28 protein-coding genes, 1 tRNA gene and 1 pseudogene are annotated in these 25691 nt (G+C 69.9%); 25 read left to right on the forward strand and 5 right to left on the reverse strand.

Translation table 11 applies throughout. The features are described from left to right. Window positions 1–191: 191 nt before the first annotated feature. The 8 genes from ABZ471_RS20330 to ABZ471_RS20365 are packed head-to-tail and all read left to right on the forward strand — an operon-like array spanning window position 192 to window position 6754. Window positions 192–935 carry an ArsR family transcriptional regulator gene (locus tag ABZ471_RS20330; protein WP_359068165.1) on the forward strand — a complete coding sequence of 248 codons (744 nt, stop codon included), beginning with the start codon at window positions 192–194 and terminating at the stop codon, window positions 933–935. Then, window positions 932–2353, forward strand: a complete 1422-nt coding sequence (gene sufB, locus ABZ471_RS20335; protein ID WP_359068166.1) for a Fe-S cluster assembly protein SufB — start codon at window positions 932–934, stop codon at window positions 2351–2353. The genes ABZ471_RS20330 and sufB overlap by 4 nt, the downstream gene beginning before the upstream one ends. 58 nt (window positions 2354–2411) lie before the next feature. Then, window positions 2412–3596, forward strand: coding sequence for a Fe-S cluster assembly protein SufD (gene sufD / locus ABZ471_RS20340; protein WP_359068167.1), 1185 nt, complete (start codon window positions 2412–2414; stop codon window positions 3594–3596). Further along, window positions 3593–3916 (forward strand): non-heme iron oxygenase ferredoxin subunit, encoded by a 324-nt coding sequence (locus ABZ471_RS20345; RefSeq protein ID WP_355715238.1) that lies wholly within the window; start codon window positions 3593–3595, stop codon window positions 3914–3916. The genes sufD and ABZ471_RS20345 overlap by 4 nt, the downstream gene beginning before the upstream one ends. 7 nt (window positions 3917–3923) lie before the next feature. Continuing rightward, window positions 3924–4688 (forward strand): Fe-S cluster assembly ATPase SufC, encoded by a 765-nt coding sequence (gene sufC, locus ABZ471_RS20350; protein WP_359068168.1) that lies wholly within the window; start codon window positions 3924–3926, stop codon window positions 4686–4688. Continuing rightward, window positions 4685–5941, forward strand: a complete 1257-nt coding sequence (locus ABZ471_RS20355) for a cysteine desulfurase (RefSeq protein ID WP_359068169.1) — start codon at window positions 4685–4687, stop codon at window positions 5939–5941. Before sufC ends, ABZ471_RS20355 begins: the two co-directional genes overlap by 4 nt. A gap of 16 nt (window positions 5942–5957) precedes the next feature. Continuing rightward, on the forward strand, window positions 5958–6425 hold the full coding sequence (gene sufU / locus ABZ471_RS20360; protein WP_359068170.1) for a Fe-S cluster assembly sulfur transfer protein SufU: 468 nt from the start codon (window positions 5958–5960) through the stop codon (window positions 6423–6425). Then, window positions 6422–6754 (forward strand): metal-sulfur cluster assembly factor, encoded by a 333-nt coding sequence (locus tag ABZ471_RS20365; RefSeq protein ID WP_061928429.1) that lies wholly within the window; start codon window positions 6422–6424, stop codon window positions 6752–6754. Before sufU ends, ABZ471_RS20365 begins: the two co-directional genes overlap by 4 nt. A gap of 82 nt (window positions 6755–6836) precedes the next feature. Here ABZ471_RS20365 and ABZ471_RS20370 read toward each other — a convergent pair whose 3' ends face one another. Further along, on the reverse strand, window positions 6837–7652 hold the full coding sequence (locus ABZ471_RS20370) for an AbfB domain-containing protein (protein WP_359068171.1): 816 nt from the start codon (window positions 7650–7652) through the stop codon (window positions 6837–6839). Window positions 7653–7850: 198 nt separating this feature from the next. Here ABZ471_RS20370 and ABZ471_RS20375 point away from each other — a divergent pair, with 198 nt between their 5' ends. The 4 genes from ABZ471_RS20375 (at window position 7851) to ABZ471_RS20390 (ending at window position 10730) form a co-directional block, all read left to right on the forward strand. Next, a complete protein-coding gene (locus tag ABZ471_RS20375) occupies window positions 7851–8171 on the forward strand; it encodes a multidrug efflux SMR transporter (protein ID WP_359068172.1) in 321 nt (106 codons plus the stop codon). Further along, entirely contained in the window at window positions 8171–8713 is a 543-nt protein-coding gene (locus tag ABZ471_RS20380; RefSeq protein ID WP_359068173.1) for a TetR family transcriptional regulator, read from the forward strand. Before ABZ471_RS20375 ends, ABZ471_RS20380 begins: the two co-directional genes overlap by 1 nt. Window positions 8714–8786: 73 nt before the next feature. After that, on the forward strand, window positions 8787–9785 hold the full coding sequence (gene dapD / locus ABZ471_RS20385) for a 2,3,4,5-tetrahydropyridine-2,6-dicarboxylate N-succinyltransferase (protein ID WP_359068174.1): 999 nt from the start codon (window positions 8787–8789) through the stop codon (window positions 9783–9785). A gap of 267 nt (window positions 9786–10052) precedes the next feature. Further along, the gene (locus tag ABZ471_RS20390; protein ID WP_359068175.1) at window positions 10053–10730 is read left to right on the forward strand and encodes an HNH endonuclease family protein; all 678 of its coding nucleotides are present in this window, start codon (window positions 10053–10055) and stop codon (window positions 10728–10730) included. A gap of 339 nt (window positions 10731–11069) precedes the next feature. On the opposite strand, the gene ABZ471_RS20395 is transcribed toward ABZ471_RS20390, so the two are convergent. From ABZ471_RS20395 to dapA, 3 genes are all read right to left on the reverse strand, one after another. Further along, window positions 11070–11291 carry a hypothetical protein gene (locus tag ABZ471_RS20395; protein ID WP_359068176.1) on the reverse strand — a complete coding sequence of 74 codons (222 nt, stop codon included), beginning with the start codon at window positions 11289–11291 and terminating at the stop codon, window positions 11070–11072. Between the two features lie 167 nt (window positions 11292–11458). Beyond that, window positions 11459–11683: a helix-turn-helix transcriptional regulator gene (locus tag ABZ471_RS20400; protein WP_359068177.1), complete on the reverse strand. Its 225-nt coding sequence runs from the start codon at window positions 11681–11683 to the stop codon at window positions 11459–11461. Between the two features lie 187 nt (window positions 11684–11870). Beyond that, window positions 11871–12764 (reverse strand): 4-hydroxy-tetrahydrodipicolinate synthase, encoded by an 894-nt coding sequence (gene dapA / locus ABZ471_RS20405; RefSeq protein ID WP_359068178.1) that lies wholly within the window; start codon window positions 12762–12764, stop codon window positions 11871–11873. A gap of 168 nt (window positions 12765–12932) precedes the next feature. Between dapA and ABZ471_RS20410 the strand changes: the two genes are divergently transcribed. The 6 genes and pseudogenes from ABZ471_RS20410 (at window position 12933) to ABZ471_RS20435 (ending at window position 16055) form a co-directional block, all read left to right on the forward strand. Beyond that, window positions 12933–13073 (forward strand): hypothetical protein, encoded by a 141-nt coding sequence (locus tag ABZ471_RS20410; RefSeq protein WP_359068179.1) that lies wholly within the window; start codon window positions 12933–12935, stop codon window positions 13071–13073. Next, complete coding sequence (locus ABZ471_RS20415) at window positions 13070–13765, forward strand: hypothetical protein (protein WP_359068180.1); 696 nt, start codon at window positions 13070–13072, stop codon at window positions 13763–13765. The genes ABZ471_RS20410 and ABZ471_RS20415 overlap by 4 nt, the downstream gene beginning before the upstream one ends. Before the next feature lie 86 nt (window positions 13766–13851). Then, window positions 13852–13953: pseudogene (locus ABZ471_RS20420) on the forward strand (phage holin family protein); the annotation flags it as partial. Beyond that, window positions 13950–14540 carry a DUF3618 domain-containing protein gene (locus tag ABZ471_RS20425; protein ID WP_359068181.1) on the forward strand — a complete coding sequence of 197 codons (591 nt, stop codon included), beginning with the start codon at window positions 13950–13952 and terminating at the stop codon, window positions 14538–14540. The pseudogene ABZ471_RS20420 and the gene ABZ471_RS20425, both read left to right, overlap by 4 nt. Before the next feature lie 151 nt (window positions 14541–14691). Continuing rightward, window positions 14692–15300, forward strand: coding sequence for a helix-turn-helix domain-containing protein (locus ABZ471_RS20430; RefSeq protein ID WP_359068182.1), 609 nt, complete (start codon window positions 14692–14694; stop codon window positions 15298–15300). A gap of 17 nt (window positions 15301–15317) precedes the next feature. Beyond that, the gene (locus tag ABZ471_RS20435; RefSeq protein WP_359068183.1) at window positions 15318–16055 is read left to right on the forward strand and encodes an SRPBCC domain-containing protein; all 738 of its coding nucleotides are present in this window, start codon (window positions 15318–15320) and stop codon (window positions 16053–16055) included. Between the two features lie 15 nt (window positions 16056–16070). On the opposite strand, the gene ABZ471_RS20440 is transcribed toward ABZ471_RS20435, so the two are convergent. Beyond that, a complete protein-coding gene (locus tag ABZ471_RS20440; RefSeq protein ID WP_359068184.1) occupies window positions 16071–17897 on the reverse strand; it encodes an endonuclease/exonuclease/phosphatase family protein in 1827 nt (608 codons plus the stop codon). A gap of 265 nt (window positions 17898–18162) precedes the next feature. Between ABZ471_RS20440 and ABZ471_RS20445 the strand changes: the two genes are divergently transcribed. From ABZ471_RS20445 to ABZ471_RS20475, 7 genes are all read left to right on the forward strand, one after another. Next, window positions 18163–19590 (forward strand): hypothetical protein, encoded by a 1428-nt coding sequence (locus tag ABZ471_RS20445; RefSeq protein WP_359068185.1) that lies wholly within the window; start codon window positions 18163–18165, stop codon window positions 19588–19590. A 254-nt stretch (window positions 19591–19844) separates the two neighbouring features. After that, window positions 19845–21302, forward strand: a complete 1458-nt coding sequence (locus tag ABZ471_RS20450; RefSeq protein WP_359068186.1) for an alkaline phosphatase PhoX — start codon at window positions 19845–19847, stop codon at window positions 21300–21302. An 83-nt stretch (window positions 21303–21385) separates the two neighbouring features. Next, window positions 21386–21455, forward strand: a tRNA-Lys gene (locus ABZ471_RS20455). A 366-nt stretch (window positions 21456–21821) separates the two neighbouring features. Further along, on the forward strand, window positions 21822–23405 hold the full coding sequence (locus tag ABZ471_RS20460; protein WP_359068187.1) for a TROVE domain-containing protein: 1584 nt from the start codon (window positions 21822–21824) through the stop codon (window positions 23403–23405). Window positions 23406–23500: 95 nt separating this feature from the next. Next, window positions 23501–24139, forward strand: a complete 639-nt coding sequence (locus ABZ471_RS20465; RefSeq protein ID WP_359068188.1) for a GntR family transcriptional regulator — start codon at window positions 23501–23503, stop codon at window positions 24137–24139. A 23-nt stretch (window positions 24140–24162) separates the two neighbouring features. After that, window positions 24163–25170 (forward strand): 1-aminocyclopropane-1-carboxylate deaminase, encoded by a 1008-nt coding sequence (locus tag ABZ471_RS20470; protein WP_359068189.1) that lies wholly within the window; start codon window positions 24163–24165, stop codon window positions 25168–25170. Window positions 25171–25309: 139 nt separating this feature from the next. Further along, window positions 25310–25691 (forward strand): hypothetical protein (locus ABZ471_RS20475; RefSeq protein WP_359068190.1); only part of this gene is annotated, 382 nt, incomplete at its 3' end.

Consider the following 25691-nt stretch of genomic DNA (forward strand, 5'->3'; position numbering starts at 1 on the left):
ACGGGGACATTGCGCGTTCGGCGTCACGAGTGGCAAGAGGGCCGGTCGGAGGGGGTGTGAGGGGGCTCGGGATGATCGATCAGAAGATCATTTCCGCAGGTCAGATTAGGTATGCCTAAGTGACGCAGGGCACCGCCCGTTGATCCGAACGGCGCTTGTCAGGGTCTGAGGAATTACGCAACAATGGCGTTGTGAAAAACGTCGGCGACGCTCGGGAGACCCCGATGGGTACCCCGCAGGAGGAGTTCGCGACCGGGGAGCGCTCCACGCGCAACCGGGTCGCGCGGTCCATCCTGGACCACGGCCCGTCGACCGTCGCCGAGCTGGCCGGCCGGCTGGGACTCACCCAGGCTGCCGTGCGACGGCATCTGGACGCCCTGGTCGCCGACGACGTCGTCGAGGCGCGCGAGCAGCGGGTGTACGGCACGCGTACGCGTGGCCGTCCCGCCAAGGTCTTCGCGCTCACGGACTGTGGCCGGGACGCCTTCGACCAGTCGTACGACAAGCTCGCCGCGGACGCCCTGCACTGGATCGCCGAGCGGGAGGGCGGAGCCGAGGCGGTCGCCGCCTTCGCCCGCGCCCGGATCGCCGCCCAGGCCGGCGCGTACCGCAAGGCGATCGAAAGCGTCAGCCCCGACGAGCGCACCGAAGCGCTGGCCAAGGCCCTGAGTGTCGACGGGTACGCTGCTACGGCGCGCAGCGCACCGGTCGGCGAACAGCTGTGCCAGCACCACTGCCCGGTCGCCCACGTGGCGGAACAGTTCCCGCAGCTGTGCGAGGCGGAGACGGAGATCTTCGCCGAGCTGCTGGGAACCCACGTCCAGCGACTGGCGACCATCGCGCACGGCGACGGCGTCTGCACGACGTTCATCCCCAAGATTTCCAAGACCAGCGACACCGCATCTGCCAGCACGGCCGGGAGGAACCCCGCATGACTCTCCCCACGGAGACTGCCCACCCCGAACTCGAGGGTCTGGGCACGTACGAATACGGTTGGGCCGACTCCGACGAGGCCGGCGCCTCTGCGAAGCGTGGTCTGAACGAGGACGTGGTCCGGGACATCTCGGCGAAGAAGTCCGAGCCGGAGTGGATGACCAAGCTCCGTCTCAAGGGCCTGCGCCTCTTCGAGAAGAAGCCCATGCCGAACTGGGGCTCGGACCTGTCGGGCATCGACTTCGACAACATCAAGTACTTCGTGCGCTCCACGGAGAAGCAGGCGGAGTCCTGGGAGGACCTGCCCGAGGACATCAAGAACACCTACGACAAGCTGGGCATCCCGGAGGCCGAGAAGCAGCGCCTCGTCGCCGGTGTCGCGGCCCAGTACGAGTCGGAGGTCGTCTACCACCAGATCCGCGAGGACCTGGAGGAGCAGGGCGTCATCTTCCTCGACACCGACACCGCGCTGAAGGAGCACCCGGAGCTCTTCAAGGAGTACTTCGGCACGGTCATCCCGGTCGGTGACAACAAGTTCGCCTCCCTGAACACCGCCGTGTGGTCGGGCGGCTCCTTCATCTACGTCCCGCCGGGCGTCCACGTGGAGATCCCGCTCCAGGCCTACTTCCGCATCAACACGGAGAACATGGGCCAGTTCGAGCGGACCCTGATCATCGTCGACGAGGGTGCCTACGTGCACTACGTCGAGGGCTGCACCGCCCCGATCTACAAGTCGGACTCGCTGCACTCCGCGGTCGTCGAGATCATCGTCAAGAAGAACGCCCGCTGCCGTTACACGACCATCCAGAACTGGTCGAACAACGTCTACAACCTGGTCACCAAGCGCGCCGTCGCCTACGAGGGCGCGACCATGGAGTGGATCGACGGCAACATCGGCTCCAAGGTGACGATGAAGTACCCGGCCGTCTACCTGATGGGCGAGCACGCCAAGGGCGAGACCCTCTCCATCGCCTTCGCGGGCGAGGGCCAGCACCAGGACGCCGGTTCCAAGATGGTCCACATGGCGCCGAACACCTCGTCCAACATCGTCTCCAAGTCGGTGGCGCGCGGTGGCGGCCGTACCTCGTACCGCGGCCTGGTCGAGATCGGCGAGGGCGCCGCGGGCTCCAAGTCCAACGTGCTCTGCGACGCGCTGCTCGTCGACACGATCTCCCGCTCGGACACGTACCCCTACGTGGACGTCCGCGAGGACGACGTGTCCATGGGCCACGAGGCGACCGTCTCGAAGGTCTCCGAGGACCAGCTCTTCTACCTGATGAGCCGCGGTCTCTCCGAGTTCGAGGCGATGGCGATGATCGTGCGCGGCTTCGTCGAGCCGATCGCCAAGGAGCTGCCCATGGAGTACGCCCTCGAGCTCAACCGGCTGATCGAGCTCCAGATGGAAGGCGCGGTCGGCTAGACGCCCACCGCCGTCTCCATCAAGCCACTCACGTAAGAAAGCGAGCAGACCGACAGCCATGGCTGAGGCTCAGAACATCCCCGTGGGCTCCACCACCGCGGGCCAGATCGCGGTGGCCGCCGAGTCGACCGTCGCCACGCGCATGAGCGCGCCCCCGTCCTTCGACGTCGCGGACTTCCCGGTCCCGCACGGCCGCGAGGAGGAGTGGCGGTTCACGCCGCTGGAGCGCCTGCGCGGGCTGCACGACGGCACCGCCGTGGCGAACGGCGAGGGCGTGAAGGTCACCGTCGAGGCCCCCGAGGGCGTCACCGTCGAGACCGTCGGCCGGGACGACGCCCGGATCGGCCGGGCGGGCACCCCCGTGGACCGCGTCGCCGCCCAGGCGTACTCGGCGTTCGAGCAGGCCGGCGTGGTCACCGTCGCCAAGGAGACGGTGCTCACCGAGCCGATCCGTATCGCCGTGCACGGCGAGGGCGGGGTCGCCTTCGGCCACCAGGTGATCGAGCTGGGCGCCTTCGCCGAGGCCGTCGTGGTCATCGACCACACCGGTGACGCGGTGCTCGCGGCCAACGTCGACTACGTCCTCGGCGACGGCGCCAAGCTGACCGTCGTCTCCGTCCAGGACTGGGACGACAAGGCCGTGCACGTGGCCCAGCACAACGCGCTGATCGGCCGGGACGCCAGCTTCAAGTCCGTCGTGGTCACCTTCGGCGGTGACCTCGTGCGCATCCACCCGCGCGTCGCCTACGCGGGCACCGGCGGCGAGGCCGAGCTGCTCGGTCTCTACTTCACCGACGCCGGCCAGCACCAGGAGCACCGTCTCCTGGTCGACCACAACACCCCGCACTGCAAGTCGAACGTCGTCTACAAGGGCGCGCTGCAGGGCGAGCAGGCGCACGCGGTGTGGATCGGTGACGTGCTCATCGAGGCCAAGGCCGAGGGCACGGACACCTACGAGATGAACCGCAACCTGGTCCTCACGGACGGTGCGCGCGTCGACTCGGTGCCGAACCTGGAGATCGAGACCGGCGAGATCGTCGGTGCCGGCCACGCCTCCGCCACCGGCCGCTTCGACGACGAGCAGCTCTTCTACCTGATGGCCCGTGGCATCCCGGAGCACGAGGCCCGCCGCCTCGTGGTCCGCGGCTTCTTCGCCGAGCTGGTCCAGCAGATCGGTGTCGCGGACATCGAGGAGCGCCTGCTCGGCAAGATCGAGGAGGAGCTGGAGGCTTCGGTCGCATGACCAGCACGTTCGTACGCGCCTGTGGGCTGAGTGAGCTGGAGGAGGACACCCCGAAGCGGGTGGAACTCGACGGCACGCCGGTCTCGGTCGTGAAGACCGAGGGCGAGGTGTTCGCGATCCACGACATCTGCTCCCACGCGAACGTCTCCCTCTCCGAGGGCGAGGTGGAGGACTGCCAGATCGAGTGCTGGCTGCACGGCTCCAGCTTCGACCTCCGCACCGGCAAGCCGTCCGGCCTCCCCGCGACGCGCCCCGTCCCCGTATACCCCGTAAAGATCGAAGGGGACGACGTTCTCGTCTCCCTCACCCAGGAGTCCTGAGGCACCCATGGCAACGCTTGAAATCCGAGACCTGCACGTCACCGTCGAGGCCGACAACGCCACGAAGGAGATCCTCAAGGGCGTCGACCTCACCGTGAAGCAGGGCGAGACGCACGCCATCATGGGCCCCAACGGCTCCGGCAAGTCGACCCTCGCCTACTCGCTCGCGGGCCACCCGAAGTACACGATCACCGGCGGCACCGTGCTGCTCGACGGCGAGGACGTCCTGGAGATGTCCGTCGACGAGCGTGCCCGCGCGGGCCTGTTCCTGGCGATGCAGTACCCGGTCGAGGTCCCCGGCGTCTCGGTCTCCAACTTCCTGCGCACCTCCGCCACCGCGATCCGCGGCGAGGCCCCCAAGCTGCGCACCTGGGTGAAGGAGGTCAAGGAGGCCATGGAGCGCCTCAACATGGACCCGGCCTTCGCCGAGCGCAACGTGAACGAGGGCTTCTCCGGCGGTGAGAAGAAGCGCCACGAGATCCTCCAGCTGGAGCTGCTCAAGCCGAAGGTCGCGATCCTCGACGAGACCGACTCCGGCCTGGATGTCGACGCGCTCCGCATCGTCTCCGAGGGCGTCAACCGCGTCCGCGAGACCGGCGAGGTCGGCACCCTGCTGATCACGCACTACACGCGCATCCTGCGCTACATCAAGCCCGACTACGTCCACGTCTTCTCCGGCGGCCGGATCGTCGAGTCCGGCGGCGCCGAGCTCGCCGACAAGCTGGAGAACGAGGGCTACGAGGCTTACACGAAGGGTGGCGCATCCGAGTGACACAGCTGCCGGGCCTCCTCGACACAGAGGCGATCCGCAAGGACTTCCCGATCCTGGACCGTCAGGTCCACGACGGTCGGAAGCTCGTGTACCTGGACAACGCGGCGACCTCGCAGAAGCCGCGCCAGGTACTGGACGCCCTGAGCGAGTACTACGAGCGCTACAACGCCAACGTCCACCGCGGTGTGCATGTGCTCGCCGAGGAGGCCACGGCGCTGTACGAGGGCGCGCGTGACAAGGTCGCCGAGTTCATCAACGCGCCGAGCCGCGACGAGGTGATCTTCACCAAGAACGCCTCCGAGTCGCTGAACCTCGTGGCGAACATGCTGGGCTGGGCCGACGAGCCCTACCGGGTGGACCACGAGACCGAGATCGTCATCACGGAGATGGAGCACCACTCCAACATCGTGCCGTGGCAGCTGCTGGCGCAGCGCACGGGCGCGAAGCTGAAGTGGTTCGGCCTCACCGACGACGGCCGGCTCGACCTGACCAACATCGACGAGATCATCACGGAGAAGACGAAGATCGTCTCCTTCGTGCTGGTGTCGAACATCCTGGGCACGGTCAACCCGGTCGAGGCGATAGTCCGCCGGGCCCAGGAGGTCGGCGCGCTGGTCTGCATCGACGCCTCCCAGGCGGCTCCCCACATGCCGCTGGACGTCCAGGCCCTCCAGGCCGACTTCGTGGCCTTCACCGGCCACAAGATGTGCGGCCCGACCGGCATCGGCGTCCTCTGGGGCCGCCAGGAGCTGCTGGAGGACCTGCCTCCGTTCCTCGGCGGCGGCGAGATGATCGAGACGGTGTCGATGCACTCCTCGACGTACGCCCCGGCGCCGCACAAGTTCGAGGCGGGCACGCCCCCGATCGCCCAGGCGGTCGGTCTCGGCGCCGCGATCGACTACCTGAACGCGATCGGCATGGACAGGATCCTCGCCCACGAGCACGCACTGACGGAGTACGCGGTGCAGCGCCTCGCGGAGGTCCCGGACCTGAGGATCATCGGCCCGACCACGGCCGAGGACCGTGGCGCCGCGATCTCCTTCACCCTCGGGGACATCCACCCGCACGACGTGGGCCAGGTCCTCGACGAGCAGGGCATCGCGGTCCGCGTCGGCCACCACTGCGCGCGGCCCGTCTGCCTCCGCTACGGAATTCCTGCGACCACGCGAGCGTCGTTCTATCTGTACTCCACGCCGGCCGAGATCGATGCTCTGGTCGACGGCCTGGAGCACGTACGGAACTTCTTCGGCTGAGAGGCGTGTCGACACCGTGAAGCTGGATTCGATGTACCAGGAAGTCATCCTGGACCACTACAAGAACCCGCACGGGCGTGGTCTGAGGGACGGCGATGCCGAGGTGCACCACGTGAACCCGACGTGCGGCGACGAGATCACCCTCCGAGTGAAGTACGACGGCACGACGGTCAGGGACGTCTCGTACGAGGGCCAGGGCTGCTCCATCAGCCAGGCCTCGGCGTCCGTCCTGAACGAGCTGCTGGTCGGCAAGGAGCTGGCCGAAGCGCAGAAGATCCAGGAGACCTTCCTGGAGCTGATGCAGTCCAAGGGCCGGATCGAGCCCGACGACGCGATGGAGGAGGTCCTGGAGGACGCGGTCGCGTTCGCCGGAGTCTCCAAGTACCCCGCCCGGGTCAAGTGCGCCCTCTTGAGCTGGATGGCGTGGAAGGACGCGACGGCCCAGGTGCTGGGCGGCGCCGACGCCGAAAGGAAGACGGCATGACTGACACCGTGGAGATGAAGCCGGCCTCGGAGGAGGAACTCCGTGAGGCCCTGATGGACGTCGTCGACCCCGAGCTGGGCATCGACGTCGTCAACCTCGGCCTGATCTACGGCATCCACGTCGACGACGCCAACATCGCGACCGTCGACATGACCCTGACCTCGGCGGCGTGCCCGCTGACGGACGTCATCGAGGACCAGGCCAAGTCCGCCACGGACGGCCTGGTCAGCGAACTGCGCATCAACTGGGTCTGGATGCCCCCGTGGGGCCCGGACAAGATCACGGACGACGGCCGGGAGCAGCTGAGGGCGCTCGGGTTCAACGTCTGAGACGGCTCCGGCTTCGAGGCGTCCGCGTGCGTGAGGCGGCGGCACCTGAGGGTGCCGCCGCTTTCGTGTGTTCGGGCCGGCTTCAGGCCAGCCCGTCCACGAGCAGGAACGCCGAGTCCGCCCGGTACAGGTCGGTGTTCTGGTACGGGTCCAGTCTCACCTGGAAGTTCTGGTGGCGCAGGAAGCGGCCGGGGTAGTTGACCGACTCCAGCATGGTCGCGCCGGTGAAGGAAGACGTACGCGGGCAGAAGGTGGCGTCCTGCCGGAACAGGCGGGATCCGTCGTCGTGTTCGGCGCGCAGGAGGAAGCCGCGGTGGCGGAGGTAGTCGCCGCCGGCCGTGGCGAAGGAGTAGCAGCGGGCGTCGGACAGGCCCTTGACGAGCCTGAAGGTGGCGGCGCTGCGGGCGGAGGGCGAGCCGACCGGGTCGAGCTTCACGTAGTCGCCGGCGATGTGCCAGTAGCGGTCCGGGTAGTTGAGGGAGCGCACCGACCGCCGGTCGGCGGCGGGCTTCGGGGAACTCCGGTGGGGCGGGCGGGACTTGGCAGGTTCGGGTGTCGATCCGGCCGTGTCCGTCGATGCGGAGGACGCGGTGACCGAGGGCGTCACCGAGGACATGGCCGCCTTGCCCTTCGGCGGAGCGGGCGTGCTCGCCGAGGGGGAGACGAAGGAGAGCAGGCCGGGGCCGTCGTCCACGGGCGCTCCGGTCACGGGTGGGGTGGTCTGCTGCCGGGGAGCGCTGTCGGTCACGGCTATCGCCGTCACACAGGCCGCGACGGTGGCCACGGCCAGTGCGCCGGCCAGCCAGAGTCTTCGGGTGCCGGGGGCCCGGGAGGTGTCCGGGGTCCAGCCGCTCTCCCAGGGCTGTGGTTGCGGGGGGTGGGGGGTGTTTTCAGGCATGCGCGGTTCTCCTCCGCCGCCCGGGGCGGCCGGGGATTTGAAGGTGAAGTGGTTGAAGAGTGAAGCTGAAGTGGTGCCGAGGGGCTGCACATTAGTGGAGCCGAGGGGGCGCCGTGGGGTGTTTCAGTGAGCGGTTTCTATGAAAGTGAAACTTTCCGTTGCGTACGCTCGTACACAACGCTGGGTACGCTTGTCCCCATGGGATACCTGTTGCTCGCCGGCGCCATCGCCGCCGAGGTCGCCGCCACGACGGCGATGAAGTACAGCGAGGGCTTCAGCAGGCTCTGGCCCTCGCTCGTGACGGCCTTGGGCTACCTCGTCTCCTTCGCGCTGCTCGCCCAGACCCTGAAGACCCTGTCGATCGGCACGGTGTACGCGATCTGGTCCGGGGTCGGCACCGCGACCATCGCCGTCCTCGGCCTGATGCTCTTCGGGGAGGGGCTGAGCGCGACCAAGGTCGCCGGGATCCTGCTGATAGTCGGGGGAGTGGTGGTCCTGAACCTGGGCGGGGCGCACTGATGCCCCGGCGCTACGACCCCGAGCGGCGGCAGCGGATCATCGACGCGGCGATCCGGGTCGTGGGGGAGAAGGGGATCGCCGGGCTGAGCCATCGCACGGTCGCCGCCGAGGCGGACGTTCCGCTCGGCTCCACGACGTACCACTTCGCCACCCTGGACGACCTCCTGGTGGCCGCCCTGTACCAGGCCAACGAGGGTTTCGCGCGGGTGCTCGACGCAAGCGGCGTCCTGGACGACGCCGATGCCGACGGTGACCTCGCGGCCGGTCTCGCCCGGGTGCTCGGAGAGTGGCTGGGCGGCGACCGGCCGGGCGTCGAGCTGGAGTACGAGCTGTATCTCGCGGCCCTCAGACGCCCCGCCCTGCGCCCCGTCGCCGCCCAGTGGACGGAGGAGACGGCCGCTCGGCTGGCCGGGCGGACCGATCCGGTGACGGCACGGGCCCTGCTCGCGCTGATGGACGGCATCTGTCTGCAGGTGCTCCTGACGGGCGGTTCGTACGACGAGGAGTACGCGCGGGGCCTGCTGGCTCGGGTGATCCCCTGAACCCGCGCCCGGCACCTGAGACGCCCCCCGCACGGGTTCGCTCCCACGACCTCCCCCACGTTAGGTTTCCTTCATGACCGACACTGCTTCTCGTACCACCGGCGCCGTCGCCGCCGGTCTCGCCACCCTCGCCTCCGACGGCACCGTTCTCGACACCTGGTTCCCCGCCCCCGAGCTGATTGCCCTGACTGCCGAGGGCCTCGGCCCCGCCGGCACGGAGCGGCTCTCCGCCGAGCAGGCTGCCGAGCTGCTCGGCAGCGGCGCCACCGCGGCGGTCGGCCCGGACGCCCGCCGGGGCGTCGAGGTGGTCGCGGTCCGTACGGTCATCGCCTCGCTCGACGACAAGCCGCTCGACGCGCACGACGTCTACCTGCGCCTGCACCTGCTCTCGCACCGCCTGGTCAAGCCGCACGGCCAGAGCCTGGACGGCATCTTCGGGCACCTCGCCAACGTGGCCTGGACCTCGCTCGGCCCGGTCGCCGTGGACGACATCGAGAAGGTGCGGCTGAACGCCCGCGCCGAGGGCCTGCACCTCCAGGTCACCTCGATCGACAAGTTCCCGCGGATGACCGACTACGTCGCCCCCAAGGGCGTGCGGATCGCCGACGCCGACCGGGTCCGCCTGGGCGCGCACCTCGCCGAGGGCACCACGGTCATGCACGAGGGCTTCGTGAACTTCAACGCGGGCACGCTCGGCACCTCCATGGTCGAGGGCCGCATCTCCGCCGGTGTCGTGGTCGGCAACGGCTCGGACATCGGCGGCGGCGCGTCCACCATGGGCACGCTCTCCGGCGGCGGCAACGTGATCATCTCCATCGGCGAGCGCTGCCTGATCGGCGCCGAGGCGGGTGTCGGCATCGCGCTGGGCGACGAGTGCGTGATCGAGGCCGGCCTGTACGTCACCGCGGGCACCCGGGTGACGATGCCCGACGGCCAGATCGTCAAGGCGCGCGAGCTGAACGGCGCCTCCAACATCCTCTTCCGCCGCAATTCGGTCACCGGCGTCGTCGAGGCCCGTCCGAACAACGCGGTGTGGGGCGGCCTGAACGACATCCTGCACAGCCACAACTGATCATGGGCGGCCGTGACCTGCGGCCGCGTCATCGATCAACGTTCTGAACCGCTGCTGAGCCGTCGACAGCCGTCGACGTCGGTCAGCGTCGAGCGCCCTTCCACGGCCCGAGGACGGCCTGGGAGGGCGCTCGTGCGTGAGCGCCGGACGGGAGTCCCTCGATGGGCGGCTGTTGGCACGCCTGTCCGGTGAACTGAGACAGCCGTATGGCTCATTCATTCGAGTCGAACCCCTCGAACGAGGTACTTGCAGTCAACTCTGCTTGACGTGATCAAGAACCTCAGGTGGGCCGCCCTCGCGGTCGTACCCCTCGTCGTGTCCCTCGCGGCACCCACTCCAGCCCAAGCGGAGGGCCGCTCCGCCCCGGTGTTCACCGTCCCCTTCGCGGCGGCGGTCCAGGCAGTCCCGTCCGCCGCGGAGGTGCGCGACGGCTATCAGCGCACGAGCTTCAAGCACTGGAACGCGGGCAGGAACCCCACCGACGGCTGCAACACCCGGGCCGAGGTGCTTCTCGCCGAGGCGGTCGACCCTCCCCAGATCCTTCCGGGCTGCAAGCTGTCCGGAGGGCGTTGGTGGTCGTACTACGACTCCAAATGGATCACCTCGGCCGGCGCCTTGGACGTCGACCACATGGTGCCGCTGGCCGAAGCCTGGGACTCCGGGGCGTCGCAGTGGACGGCGGAGCGGCGCGAGGCCTACGCCAACGATCTCGACGTCCCGACCTCCCTCGTCGCCGTGTCGGCAGCCTCGAACCGCAGCAAGGCCGACCAGGACCCGGCCGAGTGGCTGCCGCCGACCGTCGAAGTCGAGTGCCGTTACGTCTCGGAATGGGTCGCAACCAAACTCCGCTGGGGACTCACCGCGGACGCCGTCGAACGCGAGGCACTCAACCAGCTCGCGGAGGCGTGCCCCGGTACGACCGTGACCTACCAGCCCGCTCCGTAGGGCTGTGGCCTCGCCCCGGCAACAGGCCTGTGCTCCCGGACACCCCTGAGACGCCAGAGGCCCCGGAATGATCCGGGGCCTCGTCGGAGCTAGCTTGCCTTGCGTTGTGCTGTACCCGTATCCGAGACGGATGCCTGCACATCCTCGGTCAGGAAGGTGTCGTCCTCCCCGAAGTCCGGGGCCTGGAAGGGGTTGGTCGTCGGAGGCGGCGACGCTGCGGTGGTACAGCGAGGCGTCCCTTCCGGAGCAGAGAACAGCGAGGTCAGGTCGATGAGAGGTCTTCCATTCGGTACAGAGCCATGAAGGGGGCCGGCGTGCCCGTGGAGGGGCGCAGCGGTCCTACAGCTTGCTCATCTTGGTGTACGGACTCAGGATCCGCTCTCGCACCGAGCCGAAATCGACGAGTGCCGCGATTCCTTCCTCGATGCCGATCACTCGGCCGAGACCGTACATGTCGTGTGTGACCTGGTCGCCCACGGCGAACTGCTTGGGGGGCGGGGTCACCGGGGCCTTGAAGGGGCTGGTGGGCAGGTGGCGCTTCGGGGCGGCTGGCTTTGTCATTGCGACCAGTATGCGCCTGCGTGTCGGGCTGTCCATGTCCGCTGTTCGGCGCGGGCCCGGAAAATGAACACCGCTCTGGGTGCGAGGCGGGGCGGGCGAGGCTCTGACCTGGTCCTTAGCCAGTAGGTCGATCACCTCGGCTTCTGTTGCGTCCGCTGGCTTCTCCGTCACAGACCCAGGGAGATGGCCAGCCGGGTCAGCTCGGCCGTGCTGTTGATGTTGAGCTTGGCCCGGATGCGGCGCAGGTAGGCGTCGACCGTGTGCTTGGAGAGTCCCATGTGGCGGGCCGTCTGCAGGTAGGTGCGGCCGGCGGCGATGTGCCGGAGGGTCTCGCGCTCACGCGGCGCCAGCTCGGGGGTGGCGGCTTCGTGGGTGGTGAGAGTGAGGCTCATGGGATTTCCTTAGGCGGGTCGACCGGGTCGTCGCTGCTCGCGTCCTCGGAAGCAGTGGGCAAATGTCCGATATCGGCTCTTCGCCCTCTTTATTCGAGTTTGATCCGCCCAGGTCATGGCCCTGTCCGCCAACTGTCACAGCCGTGTCACGAGCCCGCCCGGGGCGTTTGTGCAGGCCGAGCGCTGATCATGCCGCCGTCAGCTCCTCGTGGAGCGCCCGCAGCCTGTCGGACGTCTCCCGGGCGGCGGGCAAAAGGGGTTCCCGTAGCGGGCCCGCCGGCAGGCCGAGCGTGCCGAGGAGCGCCTTGACGGTGACCGTGCCGGGCAGCCCCGCGGCCATCATGGCCTCGATCAACGGCGTGGCGCGCAGCTGGAGTTCGGTCGCGCGGGCCGTGTCGCCCGCGTCGAACGCGTCCAGGATGGCGGCGATGTGGCCCGGTACGGCGTTGGCGACCGTGCTCACACAGCCCGCCGCGCCCACCGCGTACAGCGCCAGGATGTGCTCGTCGCAGCCCGCGTAGTACGCCAACTCCGTGTGCGCCAGCACCTTCTGGGTGCCGAGGAGGTCGTAGGAGCAGTCCTTGACCGCCACGATCCGCGGGTGCCCGGCGAGACGGATCATCGTCTCCGACTCGATCCGGGTGCCCGTGCGGCCCGGGATGTCGTAGAGCATCACCGGCAGTCCGCTCACGTCCGCGATCCGGCGGAAGTGTGCCTCCAGCGCCTCCTGCGGCGGCCTGCTGTAGTACGGCGTCACCACCAGCACCCCGTCCGCGCCCGCCTTCTCGGCCGCGAGGGTCAGCTCGGCCGTGTGCCGGGTGTCGGCGGTGCCGACGCCCGCGACCAGCGGGACGCCGTCGCCGACCGCCTCGCGGACGGCCGTGATCAGCTCCGCCTTCTCCGTGTCCGAGGTGGTCGGCGACTCGCCCGTGGTGCCGTTCAGCACCAGACCGTCGCAGCCTTCGGCCACCAGCCGGCCGGCCAGCCGGCCTGCGCCCTCCAGGTCCAGCGTGCCCGCCGCGGTGAACGGGGTGATCATTGCGCAGAGTGTGCGGCCGAAGGGCTTGCGTCGAGTCGTCATGGGAGTAGTCTCGGCACCGCAATGGTGAAGCTCTACTTAATTCTTCTAAGGAATATTGCTAAGTATTCCTGATGAGTTGGCGGACGGCCGAAGGTGCTGTGTCCAACTAGGCCCTTCATGGGTCACTATGGGCCCGGACGGTCATCTACGTCGGTCATGGGAGGCACCATGAAACTCGGCAAGGCACTGGCCACCGGAGTGGCCGAGGAACGGCCGCTCGTCCACGAGGAGGAGCCGCAGCTCCCCGAGGAGAAGACCCTCACCGCACCGGCCGAGCCGGCTCGCGAAGAGGTACCGGCGGTCCGATGAGGCTGCGGCTCCCGGTGGAACGCCCCACGGAGCCGCCGACCGGATACAAGATCGCCCACCCGGTGCTGTCCCAGGACGGCACCCGGGCCGGGTTCACCGGTGTGTCACTGGGCGGCGCGCTGCCGTACGGCGTGCTCGACGACGCCGCCTGTGTCTACGGGCGCAGGCACCGCCCGCCCGCACGCCTGTGCGACTGCGGCTTCCACTGTGTGCATGACCGCGCGGCCGCCGAGGCCCTGCTGTGCACGGCGGAGCACCGGGCCGCGGTCCTGCTCGGAGTCTCCGTGCTCGGGGCCTACATCCGCTTCGAGCGCGGTTTCCGCTACGCCCGGCAGCGGGTGCGCACAGCGACCGCCGGTCCGTGCGCCTGCGGTGCCACCGTGGTCGCACTGGCCGACGCCGACTGGGGCAGACCCGGCTGGCGGGCCCTCGCCCCCGCGTGCGCGGGCTGTGCGCGCGGGCGTACGTCCCTCTCGCTCGCCGGATTCGCCCGGCTGGCCGGAGGGGGGCTGCGGGTGGTCGCGGGCGGCGACGCAGCCGCCGCACCGTCCGCGGAACCGACGGCCCGCGGGGAGTTCGGGGTACCCGAACTCGTCGCCGAGGCCGCCCTGTTGCAGGCCCGGCTCGACTGGTTCCAGACCCAGCTCGCGCGGCTCGGTGACCGCGGGGCCGGGGGAGGGGAGAAGGGCTGAGGGTCATCGGCCGGGGTACCCGGATGTTCCGTACGGAGAGGAGGCGGAGCAGCGTGACCGTTACCGAGCACGCCCGGCCCGCGGCCGGACGCGCCCGGCTGCACCGAGCCGACCCGCCCGCACCCGAGAAGACGCTCGGTGGCGGCGGGGCGGACGTCGGCGCGATCAGGGAAAGGGCACACCGATGAACGACAGGAATCCGCACGGCTCGGGCGCCAAAGGCCCCGACGAGCTGCGACACCAGATCGAGCACGCCAGGAGCCAACTCGGCGACACCGTCGCCCAGTTGGCGGACAAGGTCGATGCGACGGGCCGGGCGCGGGCCAGGGCCGCCGACCTGCGGGACAAGGCCGGCGCCATGACCGTCCAGCTGCGCACGAGCGCGGCCGAGGCGGGACATGCCGTGCAGGACCGGGCGGCCAGGACCGGGCACGCGGTGCAGGACCGGGCCAGCAGGGCCGGCCATGCGGTGCAGGACCGGGCGGCCCAGGCCGGGCATGCCGTGCAGGACCGGGCGGCCAGCACCGGGCATGCGGTGCAGGACCGGGCGGCCAGGACCGGGCACGCGATGCAGGACCGGGCGAGCCGGGCGGGCCACGCCGTACAGAGCCGGGCGGAGCGTGCGGGGCACACCCTGGAGGAATCCGCCCCGCAACCCCTGCGCGGCGCGCTGAGTGCGGGCATGCGCCATCCGGGGCTGATCCTGGCCGTGGGCGTGCTGGGCGCGGCCGCGGTCGCGGCGGGCATCGCGTGGCGCAGGCAGCGTCACCACTGACCTCCCCCGGATCCGCCGACGACCAAGAGGCTCCACCGGCCAAGAGGCTCCACCGGCGAGGTGACTCCAGCGGCGAAGCGGCTCCACGACACCCCGCACCGAAAACTCTGTCCGTCTGGACAAAAAAAGTTTTCGGTGCGAGGGTGGACGCATGCTGGACGTGACCGTGATCGAGGACCCCGAGGCGGCGGCCGTATCGCTCGACCCGATACGAGCCGGGCTGCTCGCCGAGCTGGCCGCCGGACCCGCGTCGGCGGCGATGCTGGCCGGCAAGGTCGGACTGCCCCGGCAGAAGGTGAACTACCACCTCAAGGCGCTGGAGCGGTACGGCCTGGTCGAGCTGGCCGGGGAGCGCCGCAAGGGCAATGTCACCGAGCGGCTGATGCGCGCGACCGCCGCGTCGTACGTCATCTCGCCGGCCGCGCTCGCCCCCGTGCAGCCGGACCCGGCCCGCTTCCGTGACCAGCTGTCCGCGCGCTGGCTGCTCGCGCTCGGCGCCCGCCTGGTGCGGGACGTCGGCGCGCTGATCACCGGCGCCGACAGGGCCCGCAAGCCGTTGGCGACCTACGCCCTGGACGGCGAGGTCCGCTTCGCCTCCGCCGCCGACCGCGCGGCCTTCGTGCAGGAGCTGACGGCGGGCGTGAGCGCCCTGATCCGCAAGTACGACGCCCCCGACACCGAGGGTGGCCGTGACCACCGGATCGTCGTCGCCCTCCATCCCACGGTCAAGGACCAGCCCGCCCCCGAACCGGACCAGTAGTCAGCAGGAGCCCCACCATGTCCAAGGAATTCGAGATCGTCCGCGAGTTCGAGGTCGACGTCCCGCCCGAGCAGGTGTGGGAGGCGATCACCACCGGAACCGGCGGCTACCTCTGGCCGATGGACCCGCCCGAGCCCCGGGTGGGCGGCTCGGGCCCCTTCGGGTCCACCGTCACCGCCTGGGACCCGCCCCACCGTTACACCAACCGCAGCGACGACGTCGGCTTCCCGGTCCAGTCCGTCAACCAGCTCGACTACACGATCGAGCCCCGCGACGAGGGCCGCCGTGCCTGGGTGCGCTACGTGCACAGCGGCATCTTCACCGACGACTGGAACAACCAGTACGACGGCGCCAGCAAGCACACCAACTTCTACCTGCACACCCTGTGCGAGTACCTCACGCACTTCGCGCCCCGCCCGGTCACCTTCGCCCAGCTGAACGGGCCCGAGGCCTCGCAGACCAGGGAGGCGCTCGCCGCCGTCGGCCGCGCGCTCGGCCTGGCCGACGACACGGCCGCGGGCGCGAAGGTCGGCGCCCAGGGACCCGGCGGGCAGAGCCTGGACGCCGTACTCGACTACCGCAGCCCGTACTTCATCGGGCTGCGCACCGACAGTGCCCTCATCCGCTTCTTCGGACGCGGCCACTGGGGCGCCCCGGTCGGCATCAGCGTGCACGACTTCGCGCCGGACGCCGACGCCGAGGCGAACGAGAGCGCCTGGCAGGTCTGGCTGAACGGCGTGTTCAGCCAGACCTGAGCCGAGGCCCTGTCGTTACGGGCGGAACCGCAGCACCTGCGGGTCGTGGTCGCTGATCTGGTCGTTGAACTCCGAGTTGGTGTGCACGCTGTCGTACTCGAAGTCGCAGCCGCGCCGGATCGCCGGGCTGACCAGGATCTGGTCCAGGACCTGCTGGTTGCCCTGGTAGTCGTAGGTGTAACGCTCGCTCCTGGGCAGCGACTTGATCGCCGACCACAGCTCGCCGTCACCCTCGAGGATCTTCGTGGTGCCGGAGAACTCGAAGTCGTTCATGTCGCCGAGCGCGATGACGTTCGCGTTCTTCTGGACGTCGAGGATGCTCTTGACGAACGCGTTGACCAGCGTCGCCTGTGCGTGGCGCTGGATCTCCGAGCTGCGCACCGGCGGCTGGTACTGCGCCGTCAGACCCTGGTCGCCGCCCTTGGAGTTGAGGTGGTTGGCGATCACGAACACCGTCTTGCCACGGAAGACGAACTCGCCGGCCAGCGGCTTGCGGCTGCTCTTCCAGGCCGTGTTCGCCGGGTCGATCCGGCCCGGGGAGGCCGTCAGCTGCGCCTTGCCGTGCACCTTGGTGACACCGACGGCGGTGGTGGAGTCGCCGCCCGCGCGGTCCACGAAGGACACCCGCTCCGGGTTGAACAGGAGCACCTGGCGGATGTTGCCGCCGGGCTCGCCGCCGTCCTGGTCGTTGACCGGGGTGATCGAGCGCCAGTCGTACTTCGGGCCGCCCGCCGCGACGATCGCGTCGATCAGCTTGGTGACGGTCTCGTTGGCGTCGACCGTGCCGTCGTCCTTGGCGCCGTTGTTGTCCTGGATCTCCTCCAGGGACACGATGTCGGGCGACTGCAGGTTGTTCACGATCGCGGCGGCGTGCTTGTCGAACGTGGCGTCCGACGGGTCGAGGTTCTCGACGTTGTAGGTCGCCACCGCCAGCTCGCCGCGCGACTGCTTCTGCGTGGTCTCCCGCTCGAGCCCGCCGCTGTGCAGCGTGCCGAGCTTGCCGGCGACCAGGGTGTAGCCGCCGAACTGGTTGAAGTCCAGCGGGCCCGTGGTGGTGCCCTCCAGCCGGTCGCCGACGTTCGCCTTGGGGAAGTCGGCGGTCGCGCCCAGCGACTGGATCTGCAGGCGGCCCGTGTTCTGGGAGTCGTAGGAGCCGTAGACCGTGCCGCCGCGGCGGTTGCGGTGCTCCCACGGCTTCACCGTCACCCACAGCTCGCTGTACGGGTCGGTGGCGGTGACCACGCGGGTGTCGGCGACCTGGACGTTCATGCCCTCCAGGGACTCGTAGTAGTCCAGGGCGTACGTCGACGGGTCCAGGGCCAGGCCGTTGACGGAACCGGCCGCGGCCGCGTCACCCGCCGGGGCGTACGCGTCCGGCACCGAGTCCGCGTCGATGACGGTCGGCGCCGGGACCTCGTTGCCGGTGGAGACGGTGGTGATCACCGGCTTGGTGATCTCCGTCAGCGACTGGTTGCCGGACGAGGCGCCGCCCGGGACGTACTCGGAGACCGTGCCGGTCACCGTGACCGAGTCGCCGACCGCGACCTTCGGCGTGGAGCTGGTGAAGACGAACACGCCTTCACTGGTCGCCGGGTTGTCGTCCGGGGTCGGGTCCTGGATCCAGAAGCCCCGGGAGGAGCCGTAGGTGCGCGTGGCCGTCACGATGCCGGGCACGTCCGTGACCTTCTGGCCCGCGAACGGTGATATTCGGGTCGTGCCCTGGACGTCGTGGACGCGCACCGAGTCGGCGTGCGCGGGCGAGGTGAGGACGACGGCGGACGCCGCGCTGCAGACAGCGGCGACGGTGAGCGCGGCGAGGCGCGCGGAAGACCTGCTCGGCAAGGGATCCCTCCGGGGACATGCGTGAGCGCCGGGACGAGGGTGGAACGGAAGTGTGCAGGGGACGTAGCCCTGTGTGACACGCGTAGAGCAGAGTGAACAGTTGTCCCCCCAACTTCTACGCGCGTCAATCTCCTGCCTGCTGCGGGGAGTTGTCAAGGTTTCGGCCATGTACGGCCGCCGGCGGGGAGATGAACCGGGTGGCATGGGTGGAAATCCGTCTAGGCTGAGCGGCTGAGTCCTTTCACGGTCCGAGGAGAACCAGCCGATGTCAGACAGCTCCCCCCTGCCGCCCGTACGGCTGCACCCCGAAGCGGAGCTGGCGCGCGCCGCGCTGTCCACGCCGTTGCTCTCCCGTGCCGCCCGCCTCGCCCGCTGGGCCGGGCCCGACATCCGGGTGGACGCCGGCGGCGGGCTGCTGGAGGAACAGCTTCCGGCCGCCGCCGAGCTGCTCGGGCTGAGCGGGGACGAGGCCGCCGCGTATGCCGCTGAGGCCTGGCGGGCGGCCGTGGACGCCGGGCTCGTCGAGATCACCGACGAGGAGGCCGGGACCGTCGCCGTCGGCGCGGAACTGGCGTTGCTCACCGGCGGCTCCCCGCACGACGTGCTGACGGTGTGGCTGGCCACCCTGGAAACCGTCATCGGGGATGCGAGCGTGCCCGATCTGGACGGCCTGGTCGACGCGACGGAGGAGGGCGGCGAGGTCGATTTCTCGTCACTCGAGTGGGACCCGGAGGCCGAGGCGGAGTTCCTCGACGGCGTCCTCGGCAACCTCTATCTGCTGACCGTCAGTGAGGACGGCTCCGGCGGGAGCCCGGTGCCGCTGCCCGCTCTCGCCGCCTCGATGATCGTCCCCAGCGACATGGGTGATCCCACCAACGACGTCCTCGAACAGGTCTCCGACGCGATGATGCGTCTCGACGACCAGTTCCGGATGCTGGAGCCGGTCGGACTCGTGGAGTACCAGCCGGTGGACGAGGCACTCATGGCGGACGCGGACGAAGAGCCCGCGGCGACGGTGGACGACACCGACGTCTCCCGCTACGGCATGGTCCGGCTGACCCCGCTCGGTGAGTACGGGCTACGGGCACGGCTGCTGGACGCCGGTTTCGAGGCGCCCGCGGTCGGTGAACTCGCCGACAAGGGAGCGGACGTGCTGCTCGACGGCACCGCGCACTTCGGGCAGTCCGCCGCGCAGGCGGAGACCGAGCAGTGGCTGGTCCGGCGTGAACCGCTCACCGCGGCACAGGAGCTGCTGGCGGCGGCGCGGGGGGCGGACGCGGGCGCGCCGCTGCGCAGGCTGCGCTGCCAGCAGGCGCTGTCCCTGGTCGGCCCGGAGGCCGAGCCGGCGCTGCGCGACGTCCTGGACGATCCCGAGCTGGGCGGGCTCGCCCGGGTGTGGCTGAGCGAGCGGGGCGCCTCCGGCGTGCCCGCGCCCTCGCAGGACCTGGTGTTCTGGCTGACCATCGACACGGTGGCCGCGCAGCTGGCCGCCGAGGGCAACTCGGAGGAACTCCAGGCACTGGTGGAGGGGCTGGCCGAGCAGCACAGCGGGTTCTTCGCGGCTGCTTGGCGGGTCGAGCATCCCGCCACCGCGGACGTGCTCGAGGCGATGGGCCGGTTGCACCCGGACAAGAAGGTGGCCAAGGAGGCCCGGAAGGCCGCGTTCAAGGCGCGTTCCCAGCAGGCTGGTTGAGCCGTAAGGGCTGGTGCTCGGTCCGGTACCCGGCGGGCCGAGCGCCGCTCCGGCGGGCGGGAAGGGCAGAGGTGGCAGCGGGCGAGGACACGGTCGCCGCTTGGGTTGCTCATGGGACGATCCGGACGGGTTCATGGAACAGGGGCCCCCGAAGTAGCCGGGCGTTCAACTCCCGTTCAGTAGGTGGCGGAAGCGTGTGCGCCGAACCGAGACCCCCCACCCTCCACGGCACGCCCACCGTCACAGGAGACACCATGTCGCTCACCCGCAGGGACTTCGCCAGAAAATCCGCGATCACCGGTGCGGGGGTCGCACTGGCGGGCAGCGTCGGCGCCCTCGCCACCGCGCCCCAGGCCCTGGCCGCCACGGACGACTTCGAGAGTGTGGACGGCGAGTCGGTGCACGGGCACGGGCACCACGGCGTCGGCTACGGCCCGCTGATCCCCGACCCGGACGGCCTCCTCGCGCTGCCCGAGGGCTTCAAGTACCGGGTCATCACCTACAGCGGGAAGACCCAGCTGGAGTCGGGCGAGTTCACCCCGTCCAACCACGACGGCACCGCCACCTTCGACGGCCCGCGCGGTACCACCCTCCTCGTCAACAACCACGAGCTGGCCGGCGCCCGTGCGCAGTGGCCGCACCCGGTGCCGCTCACCGAGGGCCTCGTGTACGACCCGGCGGCGGCCGGCGGCTGCACCGTCGTCGAGGTCCGCCGCGGCGGCGAGGTCGCCGAGTGGGTGGGCATCGCCGGCACCGCCACCAACTGCGCCGGCGGCAGTACCCCGTGGGGCACATGGCTGACCTGCGAGGAGACCGAGGACAAGGCCGGCAAGAACGGCTTCACCAAGGATCACGGCTATGTCTTCGAGGTCGACCCGGAGGACCGCCGGGCCAACCACGACCCCAAGCCCATCAAGGCCCTCGGCCGCTACGCCCACGAGGCCGTCGTCGTCGACCCCAAGCGCGGCCACCTCTTCCTCACCGAGGACGCCTCCAACCCCAACGGCCTGCTCTTCCGCTGGACCCCGCCGGCGGGCTTCCACCACGGCCGCGGCAAGCTGCGCACCCTCGCCGACGACGCGGGTGTGCTCCAGGCCTTCAAGTGCTTCGACTCCGGCGGCAACTTCGTGGACGACCTGTCCCGGGCCACCAAGATCGGCACCGTGTACGGCGTCGACTGGGTCGACGTTCCCGACCGCGACGCCAAGACCGTCTCCGTGCGCAAGCAGTTCACCGCAGGACAGATCACCCGCGCCCGCAAGCTGGAGGGCATGTGGTGGGGTGACGGTGGCGTCTACATCGTCTCTTCCTTCGCCCGCGCGGAGAGCCCGGTCCAGCACGACGGCCAGGTCTGGTTCTACGACCCCAAGCGCCGCACCCTGACACTGAAGGTCCTCCTCGGCGTCAACCCCGACCCGGCCAAGGACGGCGCCTTCGACGGCCCCGACAACATCACCGTCTCCCCGTACGGCGGCCTGGTCATCGCCGAGGACGGCGAGGGCGTGCAGCACCTGTTCGGCGCCACCGAGAGCGGCCGCACCTACCCGATCGCCCGCAACGAGCTGAACATCGGCACCGAGGAGGAGCCCGAGTACAGCGAGTTCACCGGCGTCACCTTCTCGCCCGACGGCCGGACCCTGTTCGCCAACATCCAGACGCCCGGCATCATGCTCGCCATCACCGGCCCCTGGAAGCGCCAGAAGTGCAACTGACGCACGCACTGACAAACGTGCGGACGCACGCGCGGTAATTAATTCGCTCGCTCGTCCCGCGGCCCCCCTCCTAGAGTGATCCTTGTCCAGGTGCGAAGGCAGGACCTACTTCCACTCTTAATGGGGAGGCCGCGGGTTCGAGTCCCGCCACCGGCTCCGACAGGCCGGTGTAGCTCAGAGGCTAGAGCACCACGTCGGTTCCGCCGACCTCGATCTCTGGACACCGAAAACTTCATGCACCTCCCGGTGCGCAGGCTGCGGTTACTTCTTTTGCAAAGAGAACCCGGAACCGCCGCCGACCTGATCTCGGGAGGCGTGGCACATGGTGGGTGTCCGGTGCGAAGGCAGCGGATACTTCGGGCACAGCGGGTCGCGGGTTCGAATCCCGTCAGCGCCTTCGGGGCGCTGTAGCTCAGTGGGTAGAGCAGTTGTTCATCTCCGTCGCCGACCCGGATCTCGGGCACCCTCCATTTGCCGCGCCTCCCTCCGAAACAGACTATGAATTCGGGGGAATTCATCATGGCGCGATTCAACACGCGTGCCGCCAAGGCGCAGCTGAAGTCGGCGGTGACGTCGACAGGCCGTGTGCTCCGTACCTACGAGGGCGGCCGCGGTCGTCAGCGCGACGCGCGCTCCGAGCTCTTTCTGCTCGCCGTGTCCAACTTCGTGTCGCAGCAGACCTTCTACGAGACCGGCGCCGACCGCGACGACCGCTTCGTGACGCTCGTGCGCGAACTCGCCGTCGCCGATCCTTCGTGGACGGCCGGCCTGCTCGGCTGGCTGCGCGGCGAGGGCAACATGCGGACGGCCTCGATCGTGGGCGCCGCCGAGTACGTGCACGCCCGGCTGGCTGCGGGCGTGACCGGCGGTCCCTCCAACCGGCAGGTCGTGGACTCCGTACTGCAGCGCCCGGACGAGCCCGGCGAACTGCTCGCCTACTGGACGGCGACGTACGGCCGTGCCGTCCCCAAGCCCGTCAAGCGCGGCGTCGCCGACGCCGTACGGCGGCTGTACCACGCCAAGTCGCTGCTGAAGTACGACACCGCGTCCAAGGGCTACCGCTTCGGCGACATCCTCAACCTGGTGCACGCGGCGCCGGACGCGGACAAGCCGTGGCAGGGGGAGCTGTTCCGCTACGCCCTCGACCGGCGGCACAGCCCCGACACCGCCGTGCCGCCCGCCGTGCTCCCGGTGCTCACCGCGCACCGTGAGCTGATGGCACTGCCCGTCGAGCAGCGGCGGGCCGTCGTCACCGCACCCGGCGGCGCCGAGCGGCTGGCCGCGGCCGGGCTCACCTGGGAGGCGCTGGCCGGCTGGCTGCAGGGCCCGATGGACAAGGCGGCCTGGGAGGCCGTGATCCCGTCCATGGGCGCGATGGCGCTGGTGCGCAACCTGCGGAACTTCGACGAGGCGGGCGTCTCGGACGAGGTCGCCGCCAAGGTCGCGGCGAAGATCAGCGACCCGGAGCAGGTGGCGCGCTCGCGGCAGTTCCCGTTCCGCTACCTGGCCGCGTACCGGCACGCGCCCTCGCTGCGCTGGTCCTACCCGCTGGAGCAGGCACTCGGCCACTCGCTGGCCAACGTGCCCGCGCTGCCGGGCCGGACGCTGGTCCTGGTCGACCGCTCGGGCTCGATGTTCTGGTCGCAGGTGTCCGAGCGCGCCCAGCTCACCCGGGCCGACGCGGCGGCGATCTTCGGTACCGCGCTCGCGCTGCGGGCGGCGGACGCCGACCTGGTCGAGTTCGGCTCGACCAGCGCGACGGTGGACTTCCGCAAGGGCGAGTCCGTGCTGAAGATCCTGGAGCGCTTCGGCAACCTGGGCGGCACCGACACCACCGAGGCGGTGCGCCGGCACTACAGGAAGCACGACCGGGTGCTGATCGTCACCGACGAGCAGTACGCCCCGCACCAGCACGGCGACCCGACGGCCCAGGTCCCGGACCGCATCCCGGTCTACACCTGGAACCTGGAGGGCTACCGGGCGGGCCACGGTCCGTCGGGAACCGGAAACCGCCACACCTTCGGCGGCCTCTCGGACGCGGCTTTCCGGATGGTGACGCTGCTGGAGCGGGCGAAGAGCGCCGACTGGCCGTGGGAGGCCTGAACCGCGGCCGGCCCTGATCGTGGCCCGCACTTCACACGGGGGGTGCGGGCCACACCCTTGCCTGCCGAGGGAACTGATATCTAACATTTCAGTTCGTGGAGACCCTGCGACCCGTTCCCCGCACCCTGCTCCGGGACCGCGCCTGCGCGGCGATCCGGGACGCCATCGTGGCCGGGGAGATCGAGCCCGGCACGGTGGTGCGCGACGCCGAGTTCGCCGAGCGGCTGGGTCTGTCCCGGGCGCCCGTGCGCGAGGCGTTCGCCCGGCTCGTGGACGAGGGGCTGCTGGAGAGCAAGCCGCAGAGCTACACCCGGGTCACCCCGCTCGTCGCCGCCGATGTACGGGATGCGGCGGCCGTGGTCGGCGCCATGCACGAACTGGCCACCCGGGTCGCCGTACCCCGGTTGCGGCCGGCGGACCTCGAGGTGATGCGCGCCGCCAACGACCGGTTCGCCACCGCCGTACACGCCGGTGACGTGGACGAGGCCCTGCGCGCCGACGACGAACTGCACGACGTCCTCGTCCGGGTCGGCGGCAACCGCGCGGCCGCCGCGACCGTCGCCCGCTACACCCCGCTCATCCGCCGCCTGGAACGGCAGCGCTTCGGCGAGGGCGGCTCCTGCCGCTCGCGCGGCCTGCACGAGCGGCTGATCGAGGCCTGCGCCGACGGTGACGTGGACGGAGCGGTCCGGGCCACGGCCGACATCTGGCGCACGCTCGCCGACCCCGGCTGACTCCACCCGACCCAGGAGGATCCGTGTCCCTGTCGTCCTACGCCCGCTACCCCCTCCTCTTCGGCCCCTCCCCGGTCCACCCCCTGGAACGGCTGACCGCCCGTCTCGGCGGCGCCGCCCTGTGGGCCAAGCGAGAGGACTGCAACTCCGGGATCGCCTACGGCGGGAACAAGACCCGCAAGCTGGAGTACCTCGTCGCCGATGCGCTCGCGCAGGGCTGCGACACGCTCGTCTCGATCGGCGGGGTGCAGTCCAACCACACCCGCCAGGTGGCCGCCGTCGCGGCCCACGCCGGACTCAAGTGCGTGCTGGTGCAGGAGAGCTGGGTGGAGTGGCCGGACGCCGTGTACGACAAGGTGGGCAACATCTTGATCAGCCGGCTCGCCGGGGCCGAGGTGCGTCTGGTCCGGGCCGGGTTCGGGATCGGGATCAAGGAGAGCTGGGAGCAGGCGTTGCGGGACGTCGAGGAGGCGGGCGGCAAGCCGTACGCGATCCCGGCCGGCGCCTCCGACCACCCGCTCGGTGGCCTCGGCTTCGCCCGCTGGGCCCACGAAGTCGCGGAGCAGGAGCAGGAATCGGGTGTCTTCTTCGACACGGTGATCGTCTGCTCGGTCACCGGGTCCACGCAGGCGGGCATGATCGCCGGATTCCGCGCCCTGGAGGAGTCGGGCGGGCGACCGCGCCGGGTGCTGGGCATCGACGCTTCGGCCGAGCCCGCCCGTACCCGCGCCCAGATCGCCCGGATCGCCCATGCCACCGGTCAACTCATCGGAGTCAAGGGGGAGTTGACCGTCGAGCTGGACGAGCGGTACCACGCGGGGATCTACGGCATCCCGGACGAGGCCACCCTGGAGGCGATGCGGCTAGCCGCGCGGACGGAGGGCATGGTCACCGACCCCGTCTACGAGGGGAAGTCCATGGCCGGGCTCATCGACCTCGTCCGGCGCTGCGAGATCGGTGCGGACTCGACGGTGCTCTACGCCCACCTGGGCGGACAGCCCGCGCTGAACGCCTACAGCGCTCTGTTCTAGTTCGGGGGGGGCTTGCCCCAGTTGTCCTGTGGCCGACACGGCGCCCTGCCTAAGATCGCAAATTACTACGATCCGTGCGTCTATTCTCACGCTGAGTATCCAATGTAGAACTTCACACTCGGGTGAGAAAGGTCAAACCATGCGCAAGTTTCAGCGCGCTGCACTCGTAGCCGCAGTGGTGGCGGGGTTGTCCACAGCCGGAGTCGGCGTCAGCTTCGCCGACGACTCCGACGGTCCGCAGGAGGTATCCGCGGTGGCTTCCGCGCAGGCCACCGCCGTGGTCACGTGGGGTGCCCCGCACAGCGAGCCGCAATCCGATGCGCACGGCACTCCGCATGCGGAGAAGGCGCAGGACCACGAGCATGCGGCGAAGGGGCCCGATGGCAAGGAGCAGGCTTCGAAGCAGGATGACAGGCGTCCGGCGTCGAAGAAGCAGGATCACAAGCAGAAGCCGTCGAAGCAGGATGACAGGCGTCCGGCGTCGAAGAAGCAGGATCACAAGCAGAAGCCGTCGAAGCAGG

Origin of the sequence: Streptomyces sp. NPDC005728 (assembly GCF_040630895.1) — a bacterium.
Classification (GTDB): domain Bacteria; phylum Actinomycetota; class Actinomycetes; order Streptomycetales; family Streptomycetaceae; genus Streptomyces.

Bases quoted from the DNA above. Each gene is read 5' to 3' on its own strand.
- sufB (WP_359068166.1), top strand. From the start codon at position 932: ATGACTCTCCCCACGGAGACTGCCCACCCCGAACTCGAGGGTCTGGGC.
- sufD (WP_359068167.1), top strand. From the start codon at position 2,412: ATGGCTGAGGCTCAGAACATCCCCGTGGGCTCCACCACCGCGGGCCAG.
- ABZ471_RS20345 (WP_355715238.1), top strand. From the start codon at position 3,593: ATGACCAGCACGTTCGTACGCGCCTGTGGGCTGAGTGAGCTGGAGGAG.
- sufC (WP_359068168.1), top strand. From the start codon at position 3,924: ATGGCAACGCTTGAAATCCGAGACCTGCACGTCACCGTCGAGGCCGAC.
- ABZ471_RS20365 (WP_061928429.1), top strand. From the start codon at position 6,422: ATGACTGACACCGTGGAGATGAAGCCGGCCTCGGAGGAGGAACTCCGT.
- ABZ471_RS20370 (WP_359068171.1), bottom strand. From the start codon at position 7,652: ATGCCTGAAAACACCCCCCACCCCCCGCAACCACAGCCCTGGGAGAGC.
- ABZ471_RS20375 (WP_359068172.1), top strand. From the start codon at position 7,851: ATGGGATACCTGTTGCTCGCCGGCGCCATCGCCGCCGAGGTCGCCGCC.
- ABZ471_RS20380 (WP_359068173.1), top strand. From the start codon at position 8,171: ATGCCCCGGCGCTACGACCCCGAGCGGCGGCAGCGGATCATCGACGCG.
- dapD (WP_359068174.1), top strand. From the start codon at position 8,787: ATGACCGACACTGCTTCTCGTACCACCGGCGCCGTCGCCGCCGGTCTC.
- ABZ471_RS20395 (WP_359068176.1), bottom strand. From the start codon at position 11,291: ATGACAAAGCCAGCCGCCCCGAAGCGCCACCTGCCCACCAGCCCCTTC.
- ABZ471_RS20400 (WP_359068177.1), bottom strand. From the start codon at position 11,683: ATGAGCCTCACTCTCACCACCCACGAAGCCGCCACCCCCGAGCTGGCG.
- dapA (WP_359068178.1), bottom strand. From the start codon at position 12,764: ATGACGACTCGACGCAAGCCCTTCGGCCGCACACTCTGCGCAATGATC.
- ABZ471_RS20410 (WP_359068179.1), top strand. From the start codon at position 12,933: ATGAAACTCGGCAAGGCACTGGCCACCGGAGTGGCCGAGGAACGGCCG.
- ABZ471_RS20415 (WP_359068180.1), top strand. From the start codon at position 13,070: ATGAGGCTGCGGCTCCCGGTGGAACGCCCCACGGAGCCGCCGACCGGA.
- ABZ471_RS20425 (WP_359068181.1), top strand. From the start codon at position 13,950: ATGAACGACAGGAATCCGCACGGCTCGGGCGCCAAAGGCCCCGACGAG.
- ABZ471_RS20430 (WP_359068182.1), top strand. From the start codon at position 14,692: ATGCTGGACGTGACCGTGATCGAGGACCCCGAGGCGGCGGCCGTATCG.
- ABZ471_RS20435 (WP_359068183.1), top strand. From the start codon at position 15,318: ATGTCCAAGGAATTCGAGATCGTCCGCGAGTTCGAGGTCGACGTCCCG.
- ABZ471_RS20445 (WP_359068185.1), top strand. From the start codon at position 18,163: ATGTCAGACAGCTCCCCCCTGCCGCCCGTACGGCTGCACCCCGAAGCG.
- ABZ471_RS20450 (WP_359068186.1), top strand. From the start codon at position 19,845: ATGTCGCTCACCCGCAGGGACTTCGCCAGAAAATCCGCGATCACCGGT.
- ABZ471_RS20460 (WP_359068187.1), top strand. From the start codon at position 21,822: ATGGCGCGATTCAACACGCGTGCCGCCAAGGCGCAGCTGAAGTCGGCG.